The sequence below is a fragment of the Paraburkholderia sp. 40 genome, assembly GCF_050434105.1.
In the GTDB taxonomy this organism is placed as follows: domain Bacteria; phylum Pseudomonadota; class Gammaproteobacteria; order Burkholderiales; family Burkholderiaceae; genus Paraburkholderia; species Paraburkholderia tuberum.
This window is the reverse complement of record NZ_JBNPVY010000002.1, coordinates 2,541,320-2,553,996: the sequence shown is the minus strand read 5'-3', so window position 1 is coordinate 2,553,996 and position 12,677 is coordinate 2,541,320. Positions and strand designations below refer to the sequence as shown.

Annotated in this window: 11 protein-coding genes and 4 pseudogenes; 11 read left to right on the top strand and 4 right to left on the bottom strand. The window is 61.9% G+C overall.

Features of this window, described 5'->3' with window-relative positions:
* Nucleotides 1-163: 163 nt before the first annotated feature.
* The 3 genes and pseudogenes from OKW28_RS13115 to OKW28_RS13105 form a co-directional block, all read left to right on the top strand.
* Nucleotides 164-280 (top strand): annotated as a pseudogene (locus OKW28_RS13115) (IS6 family transposase); the annotation flags it as partial.
* Nucleotides 281-658: 378 nt separating this feature from the next.
* Entirely contained in the window at nucleotides 659-1,810 is a 1,152-nt protein-coding gene (locus OKW28_RS13110; protein ID WP_429446085.1) for a substrate-binding domain-containing protein, read from the top strand.
* Complete coding sequence (locus OKW28_RS13105) at nucleotides 1,807-3,939, top strand: ATP-binding protein (protein WP_429446082.1); 2,133 nt, start codon at nucleotides 1,807-1,809, stop codon at nucleotides 3,937-3,939. The genes OKW28_RS13110 and OKW28_RS13105 overlap by 4 nt, the downstream gene beginning before the upstream one ends.
* Here the strand turns inward: OKW28_RS13105 and OKW28_RS13100 are convergent.
* Together OKW28_RS13100 and OKW28_RS13095 are read right to left on the bottom strand one after the other, a co-directional pair.
* Nucleotides 3,896-4,192, bottom strand: a complete 297-nt coding sequence (locus OKW28_RS13100; protein WP_429447014.1) for a hypothetical protein — start codon at nucleotides 4,190-4,192, stop codon at nucleotides 3,896-3,898. The two genes, OKW28_RS13105 and OKW28_RS13100, sit on opposite strands and share 44 nt — an antisense overlap.
* Nucleotides 4,096-4,356: a transposase gene (locus OKW28_RS13095; RefSeq protein WP_429446947.1), complete on the bottom strand. Its 261-nt coding sequence runs from the start codon at nucleotides 4,354-4,356 to the stop codon at nucleotides 4,096-4,098. Before OKW28_RS13095 ends, OKW28_RS13100 begins: the two co-directional genes overlap by 97 nt.
* Here OKW28_RS13095 and OKW28_RS13090 point away from each other — a divergent pair.
* Nucleotides 4,252-4,641, top strand: coding sequence for a hypothetical protein (locus OKW28_RS13090; RefSeq protein WP_429447012.1), 390 nt, complete (start codon nucleotides 4,252-4,254; stop codon nucleotides 4,639-4,641). The two genes, OKW28_RS13095 and OKW28_RS13090, sit on opposite strands and share 105 nt — an antisense overlap.
* On the opposite strand, the gene OKW28_RS13085 is transcribed toward OKW28_RS13090, so the two are convergent.
* A complete protein-coding gene (locus OKW28_RS13085) occupies nucleotides 4,638-4,832 on the bottom strand; it encodes a hypothetical protein (RefSeq protein WP_429446079.1) in 195 nt (64 codons plus the stop codon). The genes OKW28_RS13090 and OKW28_RS13085 overlap by 4 nt on opposite strands.
* Before the next feature lie 548 nt (nucleotides 4,833-5,380).
* On the opposite strand from OKW28_RS13085, the gene hmpA reads away from it, so the two are divergent.
* The 7 genes and pseudogenes from hmpA to OKW28_RS13050 all read left to right on the top strand — a co-directional run.
* Complete coding sequence (gene hmpA, locus OKW28_RS13080) at nucleotides 5,381-6,562, top strand: NO-inducible flavohemoprotein (protein ID WP_429446076.1); 1,182 nt, start codon at nucleotides 5,381-5,383, stop codon at nucleotides 6,560-6,562.
* A gap of 326 nt (nucleotides 6,563-6,888) precedes the next feature.
* Nucleotides 6,889-7,251, top strand: coding sequence for a hypothetical protein (locus OKW28_RS13075; protein WP_429446073.1), 363 nt, complete (start codon nucleotides 6,889-6,891; stop codon nucleotides 7,249-7,251).
* A gap of 43 nt (nucleotides 7,252-7,294) precedes the next feature.
* A pseudogene (locus OKW28_RS13070) lies at nucleotides 7,295-8,514 on the top strand (class I SAM-dependent methyltransferase).
* A gap of 170 nt (nucleotides 8,515-8,684) precedes the next feature.
* Nucleotides 8,685-8,810: pseudogene (locus OKW28_RS13065) on the top strand (IS3 family transposase); the annotation flags it as partial.
* 211 nt (nucleotides 8,811-9,021) lie between these two features.
* The gene (folC, locus tag OKW28_RS13060) at nucleotides 9,022-10,332 is read left to right on the top strand and encodes a bifunctional tetrahydrofolate synthase/dihydrofolate synthase (RefSeq protein ID WP_429446071.1); all 1,311 of its coding nucleotides are present in this window, start codon (nucleotides 9,022-9,024) and stop codon (nucleotides 10,330-10,332) included.
* Nucleotides 10,333-10,345: 13 nt separating this feature from the next.
* Entirely contained in the window at nucleotides 10,346-10,801 is a 456-nt protein-coding gene (locus OKW28_RS13055; protein WP_429446068.1) for an FKBP-type peptidyl-prolyl cis-trans isomerase, read from the top strand.
* Nucleotides 10,802-11,095: 294 nt separating this feature from the next.
* Nucleotides 11,096-11,433: pseudogene (locus OKW28_RS13050) on the top strand (chloride channel protein); the annotation flags it as partial.
* A 130-nt stretch (nucleotides 11,434-11,563) separates the two neighbouring features.
* Here the strand turns inward: OKW28_RS13050 and OKW28_RS13045 are convergent.
* The gene (locus OKW28_RS13045) at nucleotides 11,564-12,475 is read right to left on the bottom strand and encodes a LysR substrate-binding domain-containing protein (RefSeq protein ID WP_429446065.1); all 912 of its coding nucleotides are present in this window, start codon (nucleotides 12,473-12,475) and stop codon (nucleotides 11,564-11,566) included.
* Nucleotides 12,476-12,677 lie beyond the last annotated feature (202 nt).

Here is a 12,677-nt window from a genome sequence, read left to right as displayed (position 1 = left end):
ACTGGACGCAGCATGCGAGTGGTGCCATTGACGTTTCGCTGACTTTACCTCACCCCAAACATACCCGTTCTAACGCCTGCACCGAAAGCCCGCCGTCCAGCGACTATGCAGTCTGCGCTTATTTCAGGCGGTACCTGATTGATTGGCTTATGAAATTCAAACCATGGAGAACGCAAAATCCCGCTATCACGGTCAGCGATTCTTCGTCGTCGTCAGTTGCGCGGCGCGTTGGTACTATCGACTCCAGTTAAGCCTGCGCGACATCGAGGAGTTGCGGTTCTGTTGCAATAGCGGAGGCCGGTATGCTGCGGGACCCCGTTTTGCCAGGGTTATCCCCCTTCATTGCCGGCCTGCGATAAGCATCATCGATGCGTCACGTGTGGCAGACTTGTCTTCATGACTGGCGGCCTTTGCGCCGGAAAGCGCCAGCGACTCGGCTATCCCTGCATCGGCAGATGGTCCGCGGTCGTCAATGCACTGCACAAGTGGTAATACGCCACTGCGGGGGCTCCTTGCGGCGACCCGCAAGTCCGCTGCCCCAGCGCGGCGATGACTCGCGGCGGCCAGGGCTGTATCTTGTTTGGATGGCACTCCGAGCGGCATTTGGGTACGTCTTCAATTGGGTCGATCGACCCCGAGCGGACCGTTAGGGAGCAACATGAGGGCGTTGATTCTGGCATGCGTATGCATGCCGTCGGTTATCGCGGCGCAGGGTTTGTTGACTCCCCCCGTGTCCACCGCCTCTTCCGCCTCGGTCACCGCGATTGTCGCCGCCGCGAGTAACTACCTGGCGGAAGCGAAGCGTGTGGTCGATGCGGCGGCGCAACCCGCTGCACCCTGGAACGGGCCGCGCAACGGGCCGCGCGCGCAACCCGGGAAACGCGTCGCCATCGTCGCCGAGGATTTGCGCAACGGCGGCATCGTCGGCGTGGTCGACGGTGTACTGGAGGCGGCCAAGGTCATCGGCTGGAGCGTACAGATATTCGACTCCAGCGGCACGCCGGACCTGCGGCTGAAGATGCTTGCGAATGCGCTGGCAAGTGATCCAGACGGCCTGATCATCGTCGGTGGCGACGCACGCGCCCTGCTGCCCGGGCTACGGCCGTTTGCCGAGCGGAGCATTCCGATCGTCGGCTGGCATGTCGCGGCCCGGGCCGGACCGGTGCCCGGCACGCCCGTGGCGATGAACGTGGCGACGGATCCGCTCGAGGTCGCGCGCGTGACCGCGCTGGCGGCCATCGTGCAGTCCGGCGGGCATGCGGGAGTCGTCATCTTCACCGATTCCAATTTCCGGATTGCGCAAGGCAAGGCGGATGAAATGGCTGCCGTCGTGCGCGCGTGCAGCGGCTGCACCTTGCTCGATGTGCGCGACGTGGCGATCTCGCGCAGCCAGGAACTGATGCCGGGCGCGACACGCGCCTTGCTCGCGCGATATGGCAAGCGCTGGACCTATGCGCTGGCCGTCAACGACATCTACTTCGACTACGCCGCCCCGGTGCTGACCCAGGCCGGAATGCCGAACGCCGCCATGGCCATGCTGTCGGCAGGCGACGGCAGCGAGTCCGCCTTCCTGCGTATCCGGACGGGCACGTTCCAGACCGGCACCGTGGCCGAACCCCTTAATCTGCACGGCTGGCAGTTGGTCGACGAGATGAACCGGCTCTTCGCAGGCCGAGGTGTCACGGGTTACGTGTTTCCTGTGCATCTCGTGACGGCGGACAACATCGCCGCGGACGGTGGTGATCGTCTGATTTACGACCCCGCCAACGGCTACCGCGATATTTATCGCCGCATCTGGCAACGCCCATGAAACTACCGCGCCCCCAGTCGCTCACCGCTCAGTTTGCGCTCGTCGCTTCGTGCCTGGCCGCCCTGGTGGTCGCGGTCGGTGTCACGACCATTTACTCGTTGACCGGTTCGGCCCACGCGATCCGTCAGTTGGCCGAAGAGCGGCTGGCGCGCCAGGAAGATGCACAGGATCTGGCGCAGCGCACGCTGATGATCGAACGCCTGGCATTACAGTTGTCCAGTGACGATACGGTGGACGCTGTGCGCGAGACGCATCGGCATGTCATCGAACAGCTGGCATCCTTTGACCGCCTGGTAGACCGTCTGGCATCCGCGGCGAGCGACGCCGTCACTGTCGATGCGCTGGCGCTGCATCGGTCCAGCCAGCGCTTCCGCAACACAGTCAACATCGAGGCGCAGGTGCGCGAAACCGCGCTGCGCGCCGCACCCGCGCCGGCGTCCTCGCCGCGGCCCGGCGCGTCATTGGCCAGCCTGGACGACGATCTGCGCCGCCAGGCCGACGCCTTGGCGGCAGCGGCGCGCCAGCAGTCGGATTATTTCACGCGCGCCTACCGCAAAGCGGTCCAGTCTCTGGCCGAAGACTCGGACCGCACGCGCAGGTGGGTCATCGGCGAAGTTGCGGTGAGCCTGCTGCTTGCCTGGCTGATCGCCCGCGCATTCCTCGGTCGCCACGTCGTGGCACGGCTGCGCCGAGTCAGTCACTTCCTGCGGCACGGTGACGTCGACAGCGTGCAAGCCGGCGTCCCCGTTCACGGCGGCGACGAGATTGCCGATATGGCGCGCGCAGTCGAGCAGTTCCTCGAAGACCGGCGCCAGCGCAGGCAGGCCGAGGATGCGCTGAAGGAGCTCAACGCCGAACTCGAGGCACGCGTCACGCAGCGCACGGCCGAACTCAGCACGGCACTTGCGGGCCGGACGGCCGAGATCGCCGAACGACAGCGCGCCGAAGAGGCAGCGCAAGCGAGCGAGCATTTCCTGGACAGCATCATCGAAAACATCCCGGATGTAGTCTTCGTCAAGGATGCAGTGACCCTGCAATTCGTGCGCTTTAACAAGGCAGGAGAGCAACTGCTCGGCTACCGCCGCGAGGAACTCATCGGCAAATCCGTCCATGACCTGTTTCCGGTCCAGGAGGCCGATTTCTTTGCGCTGAAGGATCGTGCCGTGCTGGAGTCGCGGCGGATGGTCGAGGTGCCGGAGGAACGGGTTCTAACGCGTAATGGGCCGCGCCTCGTACACACGATGAAGATCCCGATCCTCGATGCGCGCGGCGAGCCACAGTTCCTGCTCGGCATCTCACGCGACATCACGGAGCAAAAGCGCGCGGAAGCCGAGCTACGGGAGAGCGAGCGGCGCTACCGCGAAGTTCAGACGGTGCTGGCGCAGGCGAATCGCGTGACGACGATGGAGCACCTCGCGGCCTCGATCAGCCATGAAATCAAGCAGCCGGTCGCGGCGACCGTCGCCAATGCTCAGGCCGGGCTGCTTTGGTTAGGTGCCAATCCGCCCGTCCTCGAGCAAGCCCGGCAAGCGTTCGATCGAATCATCAAGGACGCGAAGCGCGCCAGCGAGGTCACGAACCGGGTTCACGGTCTCGTCCGGAACGTCCCGCCGTCCAGGCAAAGCCTGCAGATGAACGAGGCGATCCATGAGGTCATCGCCCTCACGTCCAGTGAGCTTGCGAAAAGCGGCGTATCCACGCGGATGCAGCTTGCGGAGGACTTGCCGCCCGTTGAAGGCGATCGCGTCGAACTCCAACAGGTCATGCTGAACCTCATCATCAACGCCGTGGAGGCGATGAGCGTCGTTGAACACGGGCGGCGGGAAATGATCATCAGCACCGCCAACGACAAATCGGGCCGCGTCCTCGTTTCCGTGCGCGATTCGGGACCGGGGTTGGCGGTCGACAACGTGGAGCGTCTCTTTGAGCCGTTCTACACGACGAAGGCTGGCGGCATGGGGATGGGGCTCTCGATTTGTCGTTCGATTATAGAAGCGCACGGAGGACGTCTGTCGGCGAGCTCGAACGAGCCCCGCGGCGCCGTGTTTCAGTTCACCCTGGCCGTGTCGCCATGCCCGTCCGGTGTCACGACGAGTGCAGACGTTCGTTCACGCGGTGCCATCGACTGAAATGGGTGTGCGCCGTGGAAAGGCGGCGCTTTCTAGCGGGCGCAAGCGCCACCCGACAACGGCTCCAGCCGGAAGCAAACGGCGCAGCGATGGAGGCAAAGAAGTCCTTCGCGACCATCACCCACAGCATGCGGGCATGCTTGTCGGCAATGGCGATCAGCGTTTTGTGATAGCCGTTGCGTTCATGGAGCTGCCTGATCCACCGTTGCAGGCGGCTGGTATGCGTGGCGTCGGCACGCAGCGCCGACTCCAACGTATTTCGGGCGCCCTGAACCAGCAGCGTGCGCGGATAGACGCTGCCGCGCAGGTGATATGTCCACGCCGCGTTCTGTCACCGGAGCTATGCTGGCCCCGGGTCAGGCCAAGCCAGGCACCGCATTGCCGGCCATTGCGGAAAACCTTCGCGTCTGGAACGATCGCAGCCAGCGCACCTGGGGTCAAGTGGATGCGGATCCTCTACCGTTGCTGGCAAACGCGGACACGTACGACGAAAGCGTCCGTCTGAACGCATTGAGGAAGCGCGGCTCGCCTTTCCTCGGAAGCCTCGCGCTTCCCCTCGAAATACTTGACGGACGGACTCAGGGCGTGATTCTGCCGGTCGACCTGACATTACTCAAGGTCCGCTTCCAACAACATACAACTGCCGTTGCTATCAGTGCCGCGGTCGTCGGAACCTTCGTCCGTGACAGGTTGTTCGCCTAATTCCGTCCGCGCAGGAAGCGGTGCTCAATGTTATTCCGGCCGATACTTATCAGCGAGTAAATATCTGCGGACAGACGGGTATCCGCCACTAACCATCGCTGCACATCCGCATATTCGCCCGTGCCTCCAAGGAGGTTTGCATGGTTCATAACAACTTGCCAAAGTTTATTCGGCGGTTTGCCGACCAGCATCCGTGTGTCTTCAGATACCTGTGCGCTGTGCTAATCCTACGGCGCGGCATCACCGTGTTGTATGGGACGCATAAAGCGGCGACGCTGAATTCCTTTTCGATGCGTTGCGCGGCTTTCATACCGGGCTCAGCATGAGCCATTGAAAGTTGGCCGCAGTGACACCGGCCTCAGTTGTGGAGCGCGCTTGTGATGCTCAAATGCGGCGCTCGTCGCTCCTTATCCACTGCTCGTGCCGGGGCACCTTCGATCGTTGAGAAAGAGCAACTAGCAATGTCTCCACGCGGTTGCCGGCAGGATGATCTTCCATATGCCGGGATGATTTTCTATGCGCCGGGATGATTTTCCATACACCGGGATGATGGACAAGCCAACCGCTGGGAAGCTATTTTGATAAATGAAGCGCGGTTATCGCAGCGATTGGCTGCGTGAACATGAGCAACTGATGCGGTCATTGGCGACGATCTCGGGCTACGCGGTCGTTGCATCTGGAATTATCTGCGGCTCCCCACTGGGCGGGAGACATTCACCCCAACTGCGAGCAAACCGTCATGCTGTCACCCGAACATCGCGCAATCGTCAAGGCAACTGTCCCGCTTCTGGAAACGGGCGGCGAAGCACTCACCACGCACTTCTACCAGACGCTGCTGTCGGAGTATCCGACTGTGCGCCCGCTCTTTAATCAGGCTCACCAGCAGTCGGGCGATCAACCGCGCGCGCTCGCAAACACGGTGCTAATGTACGCGCGTCATATCGATCAGCTCGAACTCCTGGGCGGCCTGGTGTCGCAAATCGTCAACAAGCACGTCGCGCTCAATATCCTGCCCGAGCATTATCCGATCGTGGGTGCATGTTTGCTGCGGGCAATCCGTGAAGTACTTGGGCCGCAGATCGCAACGGATGCTGTGATCGAAGCGTGGCGCGCTGCCTATCATCAGCTGGCCATCGTGCTGATGGGCCTTGAGGAGAACGTCTACGTCGAGAAGGAAATGGCGAACGGCGGCTGGCGCGGCACGCGCCCGTTCGTGGTCGCTCGCAAGGTCTGTGAGAGCGACGAGATCACCTCGTTTTATTTATGTCCCGTCGACGGCGGCGAAATGCTCGAGTTCCAGCCGGGCCAGTACATCGGCCTGCGCCTGATCGTCGACGGCGAAGAAATTCGCCGCAACTACTCGCTGTCGGCTGCGCCAAACGGCCGCGAATATCGGATCAGCGTGAAGCGTGAGCCGAATGGCAAGGCCTCGAACTTCCTGCACGATTGCGTGACCGAGGGCGCGACGCTGGATCTATTCCCGCCGTCAGGCGAGTTCACGCTGAAACATAGCGACAAGCCGCTCGTGCTGATTAGCGGCGGCGTTGGCATCACGCCGATGCTCGCGATGCTGGATGCCGGGCTGCAAACGTCGCGTCCGATTCACTTCATCCATGCCGCGCGTCACGGCGGCGTACATGCGTTCCGCCAACTCATCGACGATCTCGCGAACCGTCATGCGCAACTCAAACGCTTTTACGTCTACGAAAGGCCCCGTCAGCAAGACGATGCATATCAAGCGAACGGCTATCTCGATGAAGCTCGGCTGGTCGAATGGATGCCTGCGACGCGGGACGTCGACGCATATTTTGTAGGGCCGATGCTGTTCATGAAGGCGGTCAAGCGACACCTCATGGCGATTGGTGTGCCAGAGAAGCAGAGCCGTTATGAGTTCTTCGGACCCGCCGCGGCGCTCGACTGATGTAGCGTGTTTTTAGTGGTTGTATTCGGTCAAGGCTAGCGTTTTTGAGACTGACGGCGACGACGCGCACTATACGAAAGTATCAGGTGCACAAACGGATGTGGGTGAATGGGGAGACCAGCGCAGGATGGATTCGAGACTAGCCGCCCGTCTATCATGGCAGCGATGAGTAGTACCGCTTCAAACGACGCATCTTCGGATGCCCGGCATCTCCAGCCAACGTGCACCGCGAACGGCGAGTCGCTGGTCATCTGCCTATCGACGTTGATGCGTTACCTGTTGGAGGCAAGTATGCTGGTCTCGGCATACTTGTCAAAGGTTAGGCCATGTTCATCAAACGCGTAGGTCATCGCTACTTCCTGCGGGCAGAGCTAAAGGCGTCCGACGAGAATGACATCGACCGGTTGGCGGGGCGGGCACGGACCATTCTGGTGCTTGCTATCTGCTGGTGGGCACTGATAGAGACGACTCTGGACTTCGTATTGACAGACGGCGATGCTGCACTTGCGGCGACGATAGCTACGAGACCAATCGTGGTGGTGACCGGACTCGCGGTGATAGTTGACGCTCCTTTCGCGCGACCAACGTTTTGCTTTCTTTGCGCGATGAGCGTGCTGGCTGTCGGCCCCGCCATCCCGCTCGAATTCAGAGACTCACGGCTTGCACCAGCGCAGCAGGCCTTCGCTTGACACGTATGTGTTATGCCTTATTTACAAACTGGAGCCAACGAACATGTTCTGGGAGGAAAAGCTGGCGCAGTGGGTGGAAGAAGTAAAAACCAAGGCGAACCTGCCAGCACGCCTTGTGCTCTGGGACGGCCAGCAACACGACTTCGGGCGATTCGCCGCGCCGCAGGTCACGCTGCATGTCAAGAGCGCGACGGCGCTGCCTTACCTGCTCGAACCGAGCCTCGACAATCTCGGCGAGGCGTACGTCAAGGGCAAAATCGACATCGACGGCAAGCTGTCGGACATCATCAACATCGGCTACTCGCTCGCCCGCAGCACGGTGACGAGTGCCAGCAGGCTCGCGCGGGTACGGCGTTACTTCAATCACTCGAAAGCGTCGGACAGGAAGGCAATCCAGTATCACTACGACGTCTCGAACGAGTTCTACAAGCTGTGGCTCGACGAGAACATGGTGTATTCGTGCGCGTACTTCGAGAATGGCAACGAGGACCTCGCGACGGCGCAGGTCAAGAAGATCGACCACATCCTGACGAAGATCCAGGTCCAGCCGGGTCAGCGCCTGCTCGACATCGGCTGCGGCTGGGGCGCGCTCGTGCTGCGCGCGGCGCAGAAGTTCGGCGCGCAGTGCGTCGGCGTCACGCTGTCGCAGAACCAGTTCGACCTCGCGACCGAGCGCGTGAAGGCGGCGGGCCTTGAAGGCAGGATCGAGATTCGCCTGCAGGATTACCGCGACGTGCCAGGCCAGTTCGACCGGATCACGAGCGTCGGCATGTTCGAGCACGTCGGCCGCAAGACCCTGCCGGGCTACTTCCAGAAAATTCACGACCTGCTCGCCGACGACGGCGTCGCGATGAACCACGGCATCACGTCAGCCGACTACAACAGCGGCGAAACGGCGCTCGGGGGCGGCGAATTCATCGACCGCTATGTGTTCCCCGACGGCGAGTTGCCGCACATCAGCCTCGCGCTCGAAGCGATGCAGCGCGGCGGACTCGAAGCGATTGACGTCGAAAGCCTGCGACGTCCTATGCGCGCACGCTAGACATCTGGACTGAGAATTTCGAAGCGAAGGCGGACGAAGCGCGTGAACTCGTCGACGACGAGAAATTCCGCATCTGGCGCGTGTATCTGGCGGGCTGCGCGTACGCGTTCGAAAACGACGACGTGTCGATCTTCCAGGTGGTGTGCCGCAAGGCCGGCCGCAGCGCGAAAACCTTGCCGTGGTCGCGCCGCTATATGTATGGCGGCCCCGATTGGAAGTAAGGCCTCGCAATGCGCACGTTGCTTGTCATCGGGAGGCCGACGAGCGGGCGCTGAATCATACCAGTGTCTCGCTCGGATCAACGTCGTGCTGAGCGTTTGCGAAGTCCGCGCTGTGGGCCCGGAAACGACGCTCGACAAAGTCGAGGTACGACATGAAAGAGGCGTCGCGGCGGTTACCTGTCGCACCAGACCTGCTGCAACGTGACTTCTCTCCCGCGCGTCCCGACCAGACCTGGACTACGGACATCACCTATATCTGGGCGGGCGAAGGCTGGCTGTATCTGGCCGTCATCCTCATGCGGCGAGTCAATCCGACTTTCGACCGAATTGTGGTTGTTCAGCATGACCCTGTCCGACTGCGATCAAGCCCGTTTCTGGCTTCATGCCAACGTCCTGTTATTCACTAAACCATATCGAAGTCGCCACTCTCGATATATTGGTCTTTAGCCCGCATCGTCAGATACTGCTCCCACCGTCCCTGACAACAGGCAAGAATCAACTTATCCGATGACCACATTCCCCACACTCGACGCGTGGCTCACGCACCTCGAATCCGCGCATACGGTCGGCATCGACTTGGGTTTGCAGCGGATCAGCCAGGTGCGCGACGCACTGCAAGTTTCCTTTGACTGTCCGGTGATTACGGTTGGCGGCACCAACGGCAAGGGTTCGACCTGCGCGATCCTCGAAGCGATCCTGCTGCGCGCGGGTTACCGGGTTGGCTGCCATACCTCCCCGCATTTGCTGGCGTTCAATGAGCGAGCGCGGGTGAACGGCGCGATCGCGAGCGACGCCGACCTGCTGCCGCATTTTGAGGCGGTCGAAGCGGCGCGCCTGAGCCTCTCTGAACCCGTTTCGCTGACGTACTTCGAATTCACGACGCTGGCGATCATGCATCTGTTCGCCTCGCGCGGGCTGGACGCGGTCATTCTCGAGGTAGGCTTCGGCGGGCGTCTCGACGCCGTCAATATCCTTGACATCGACTGTGCGATTATCACGAGCATCGACATCGATCACACCGAGTACCTCGGCGACACGCGCGAGAAGATCGGCTTCGAGAAGGCCCGCATCTTCCGCGCGGCCAAGCCGGCGATCTGCGCCGACCCGGTGCCGCCGCAGACGCTGATCGATCACGCCGGGCAGATTGGCGCCGATCTGTGGCTATTCGGCCGCGATTTCCGCTACGAAGGGCAGGCGGGCAGCGAGCGTCAGCAATGGAGCTATGTAGGCCGCACGCTGCGGCGCTCGGCGCTGGCGTACCCGGCGCTGCGCGGCGCGAACCAGCTGATCAATACGTCGGCCGCGCTCGCGGCCCTCGAGGCACTGCGGGACCGTCTGCCGGTCTCCGCGCAGGACATCCGCCTCGGTCTGGCGAACGTCGAACTCCCGGGCCGTTTCCAGGTGCTGCCGGGCAAGCCTTCGATCGTGCTCGACGTCGGCCATAACCCGCACGCAGCCGCGGTGCTCAAGCAGAACCTCGGCAACATGGGCTATTTCCCGTACACGTATGCGGTATTTGGCTCGATGCAGGACAAGGACATCGCTGGCGTGATCAAGCACATGAAGGCCGAAGTCGACCACTGGTGCGTGACCGATCTGCCGACGCCGCGCGGGGCCTCCGCTCAGACAGTGGAGGCTGCGCTGCGCGAGGCTGGTTTGACCGACGGCGCCGACAGCAGCGTCACGCGCTTCGCGTCACCGGCAGACGCCTATCAAGACGCGCTGAAACGAGCGTCGGAGAATGATCGAATCGTGGTTTTCGGCAGTTTCCATACGGTAGCCGGCGTGATGGCGTATCGTAAATCGCAGCAACACTGAACAGGCGGCAGGCATGAGCATCATCGACATCTCTGAAGTAAAACCCGGCTCGCACGTCACGCTCCATTACCGGCTTTCGCTTGCCGACGGCACTGAAGTCATCAACACCTTTACCGACAAGCCAGCCACACTGCTGCTGGGTGCGGGCCAACTGGCGCCGCCGCTGGAAGATATTCTGCTGGGATCGAAGGTCGGCCACCATTCGACCTTTCAGCTAGTCCCGGGGCAGGCATTCGGCCCGCGCAATCCCGATCTGATCCAGCGGGTGTCGCTTGCCACGCTGCGCGAAAACAGCATGATCGGTGAGGATTTTTCGCCGGGCGATCTCCTCGAATTCAACGCACCGGGTGGCGAACGCTACGCGGGCGTACTGAAGGAAGTCAACGAAACGTCCGCCCTGTTCGATTTTAATCATCCGCTCGCCGGCCAGGCACTGGCGTTCGAAGTGAAAATCATCGGAATTTTGTAATCGTTAGCATGAAGGATACGGCTCTCGCCGAAGCCGGGATCCTGCTCGCGCTACTGCGCGGTTTCTGCGCAGGCGTCGATCGTGCGGTATTGTCAAATCAAGGACTCACCCTTTCCCAAGCCTCGAAGGCTTGGGTGCGCAGCTCGCGCTTGTGCTGCGCATTCGTATAGCTGCGGAACGACTCGGTATGGGGCAGCCGCCGTCGAGCCTGCAGATCCAGCGATCTGGAGCGCGAGACCGGCGCACAGCGCCGCCACAACGAAACAGGTGTTGCACTTCAGATTTGAGGCCGCCCTGCTGCTGAACACCCGACGCTGGATGCCCTCGTCGGTAAGCGCGTGGCGCAGCCGTCAGCCGGTGGCATTCGGTGCCGCTTGGCGGCCTGATCATCGCCGTCATCGGCGTGGCGTCCGCCGGGCATACATTCGGCAGTGGCTCTGCGCAAGTGCGCAATGCTGGAAGGACGCACACAACTTGGTATTGCCTATCCGCTGCTCAAGATGGCTTCCACGGTCGGATCATATCTGCCGGGGGCGCCGGGCGGCCTGTTCGCTCCTTCGCTCGCGATCGGTGCTGGCATGGTGGGGTATCTGGCAGCGATTACGCAAAGCCGCATCACGGCGTTCGTGATCGAGACGTGTGCCCTTTTTGCCCGCGCTTGGGCCTGCCACGGCCGAGCGCGGACACCTTTACGCCTTGGCTTGCTGCAAGATTGCAAGCCGAGTGACGGATTGCCAGGCCGTCGATCCTGACTCGCAGGCCTCACCGTTGCACTTTGCGCCAGTCCTTTGCCATCCGCCGGGCGACCGCCAGAAAGCGGCGCACCACTTGCGAAGGATCGTGGCGCCGCCACGCAAGACTGATCGGCGCCTTGGGCGCGTCGCCGGCAATCGGCAGATAGACCACTTCGTCAGTCCGGATCTGGCTGGTCGAGCGCGGCACGATCGAAACGCCGAAGCCGGCTCCTACCATCGGCACGATCGAGGTAATTTGTGGCGCCTCCTGGCCAAGTCTCGGAATGAAACCGGCACGCTGACAGGCGCCCGTGACCGCGTCGTAAAGCCCCGCGCCGATCGAACGCGGGAACAGGATGAAGGTCTCCCCTGCGAGTGCGGACAGCGATACCGCCGCGCCGGACTGCGCCAGTGGATGGGTATGCGGTAGAGCCACGACCATATCCTCTTTGACCAGCAACTCCACCTCCAGTGCGTCGGCGCTCATGATCGGCGGCCGGATGAACGCCACGTCGACGCGGCCTTCGAGCAGGCCATCCACCAACGATGGCGTATTGCTCTGCTCCGGCGACACCGTGACGTCGGGATGCTGGCCGCGGTATTCGCGAATGATGGCGGGCACCAGCGACTGGAAGTAAGTGGCTCCCGCAAACCCCACTCGCAGGTGTCCCAGCTCGCCACGGGAGAGGCGCTGCACGTCCGCGCACGTGCGATCGACCTGAGCGAGGATCTGACGCGCGTTGTCGAACAACAGCTCGCCTGCCTCGGTCAGTTCGACGCCTCGCGACAGACGGCGGAATAGCTGTGCGCCGATATCGCGCTCGAGTCGCTGGATCTGCAGGCTCAACGGTGGCTGCCCGATACCGAGTCGCTCCGCAGCCCGCGTGAAGTGCCGTTCCTCGGCCACTACAACGAAATAGCGTAGATGTCGAAGCTCCATGCCAGCATCCATCCCGTTATGTACTGAAAGATATCGAAATCACCGCGCTTAATATATTGGACTTTATCCCAGATCGCCAGATACTGCTCGCATCGTCCCCGACAACCGGTAAGCATGGCGAAGCTCTCCGACGCGTCGTCAGGGCGTTCTGTTTTACTTGAAATCAAATCCCCGACGTCTGAAACCTCCTGTAACGCCGGGG

Coding starts and splice junctions, on each gene's coding strand:
- OKW28_RS13110 (WP_429446085.1), top strand. CDS start 659: ATGAGGGCGTTGATTCTGGCATGCGTATGCATGCCGTCGGTTATCGCG.
- OKW28_RS13105 (WP_429446082.1), top strand. CDS start 1,807: ATGAAACTACCGCGCCCCCAGTCGCTCACCGCTCAGTTTGCGCTCGTC.
- OKW28_RS13090 (WP_429447012.1), top strand. CDS start 4,252: ATGTCCACGCCGCGTTCTGTCACCGGAGCTATGCTGGCCCCGGGTCAG.
- OKW28_RS13085 (WP_429446079.1), bottom strand. CDS start 4,832: ATGCTGGTCGGCAAACCGCCGAATAAACTTTGGCAAGTTGTTATGAAC.
- hmpA (WP_429446076.1), top strand. CDS start 5,381: ATGCTGTCACCCGAACATCGCGCAATCGTCAAGGCAACTGTCCCGCTT.
- OKW28_RS13075 (WP_429446073.1), top strand. CDS start 6,889: ATGTTCATCAAACGCGTAGGTCATCGCTACTTCCTGCGGGCAGAGCTA.
- folC (WP_429446071.1), top strand. CDS start 9,022: ATGACCACATTCCCCACACTCGACGCGTGGCTCACGCACCTCGAATCC.
- OKW28_RS13055 (WP_429446068.1), top strand. CDS start 10,346: ATGAGCATCATCGACATCTCTGAAGTAAAACCCGGCTCGCACGTCACG.
- OKW28_RS13045 (WP_429446065.1), bottom strand. CDS start 12,475: ATGGAGCTTCGACATCTACGCTATTTCGTTGTAGTGGCCGAGGAACGG.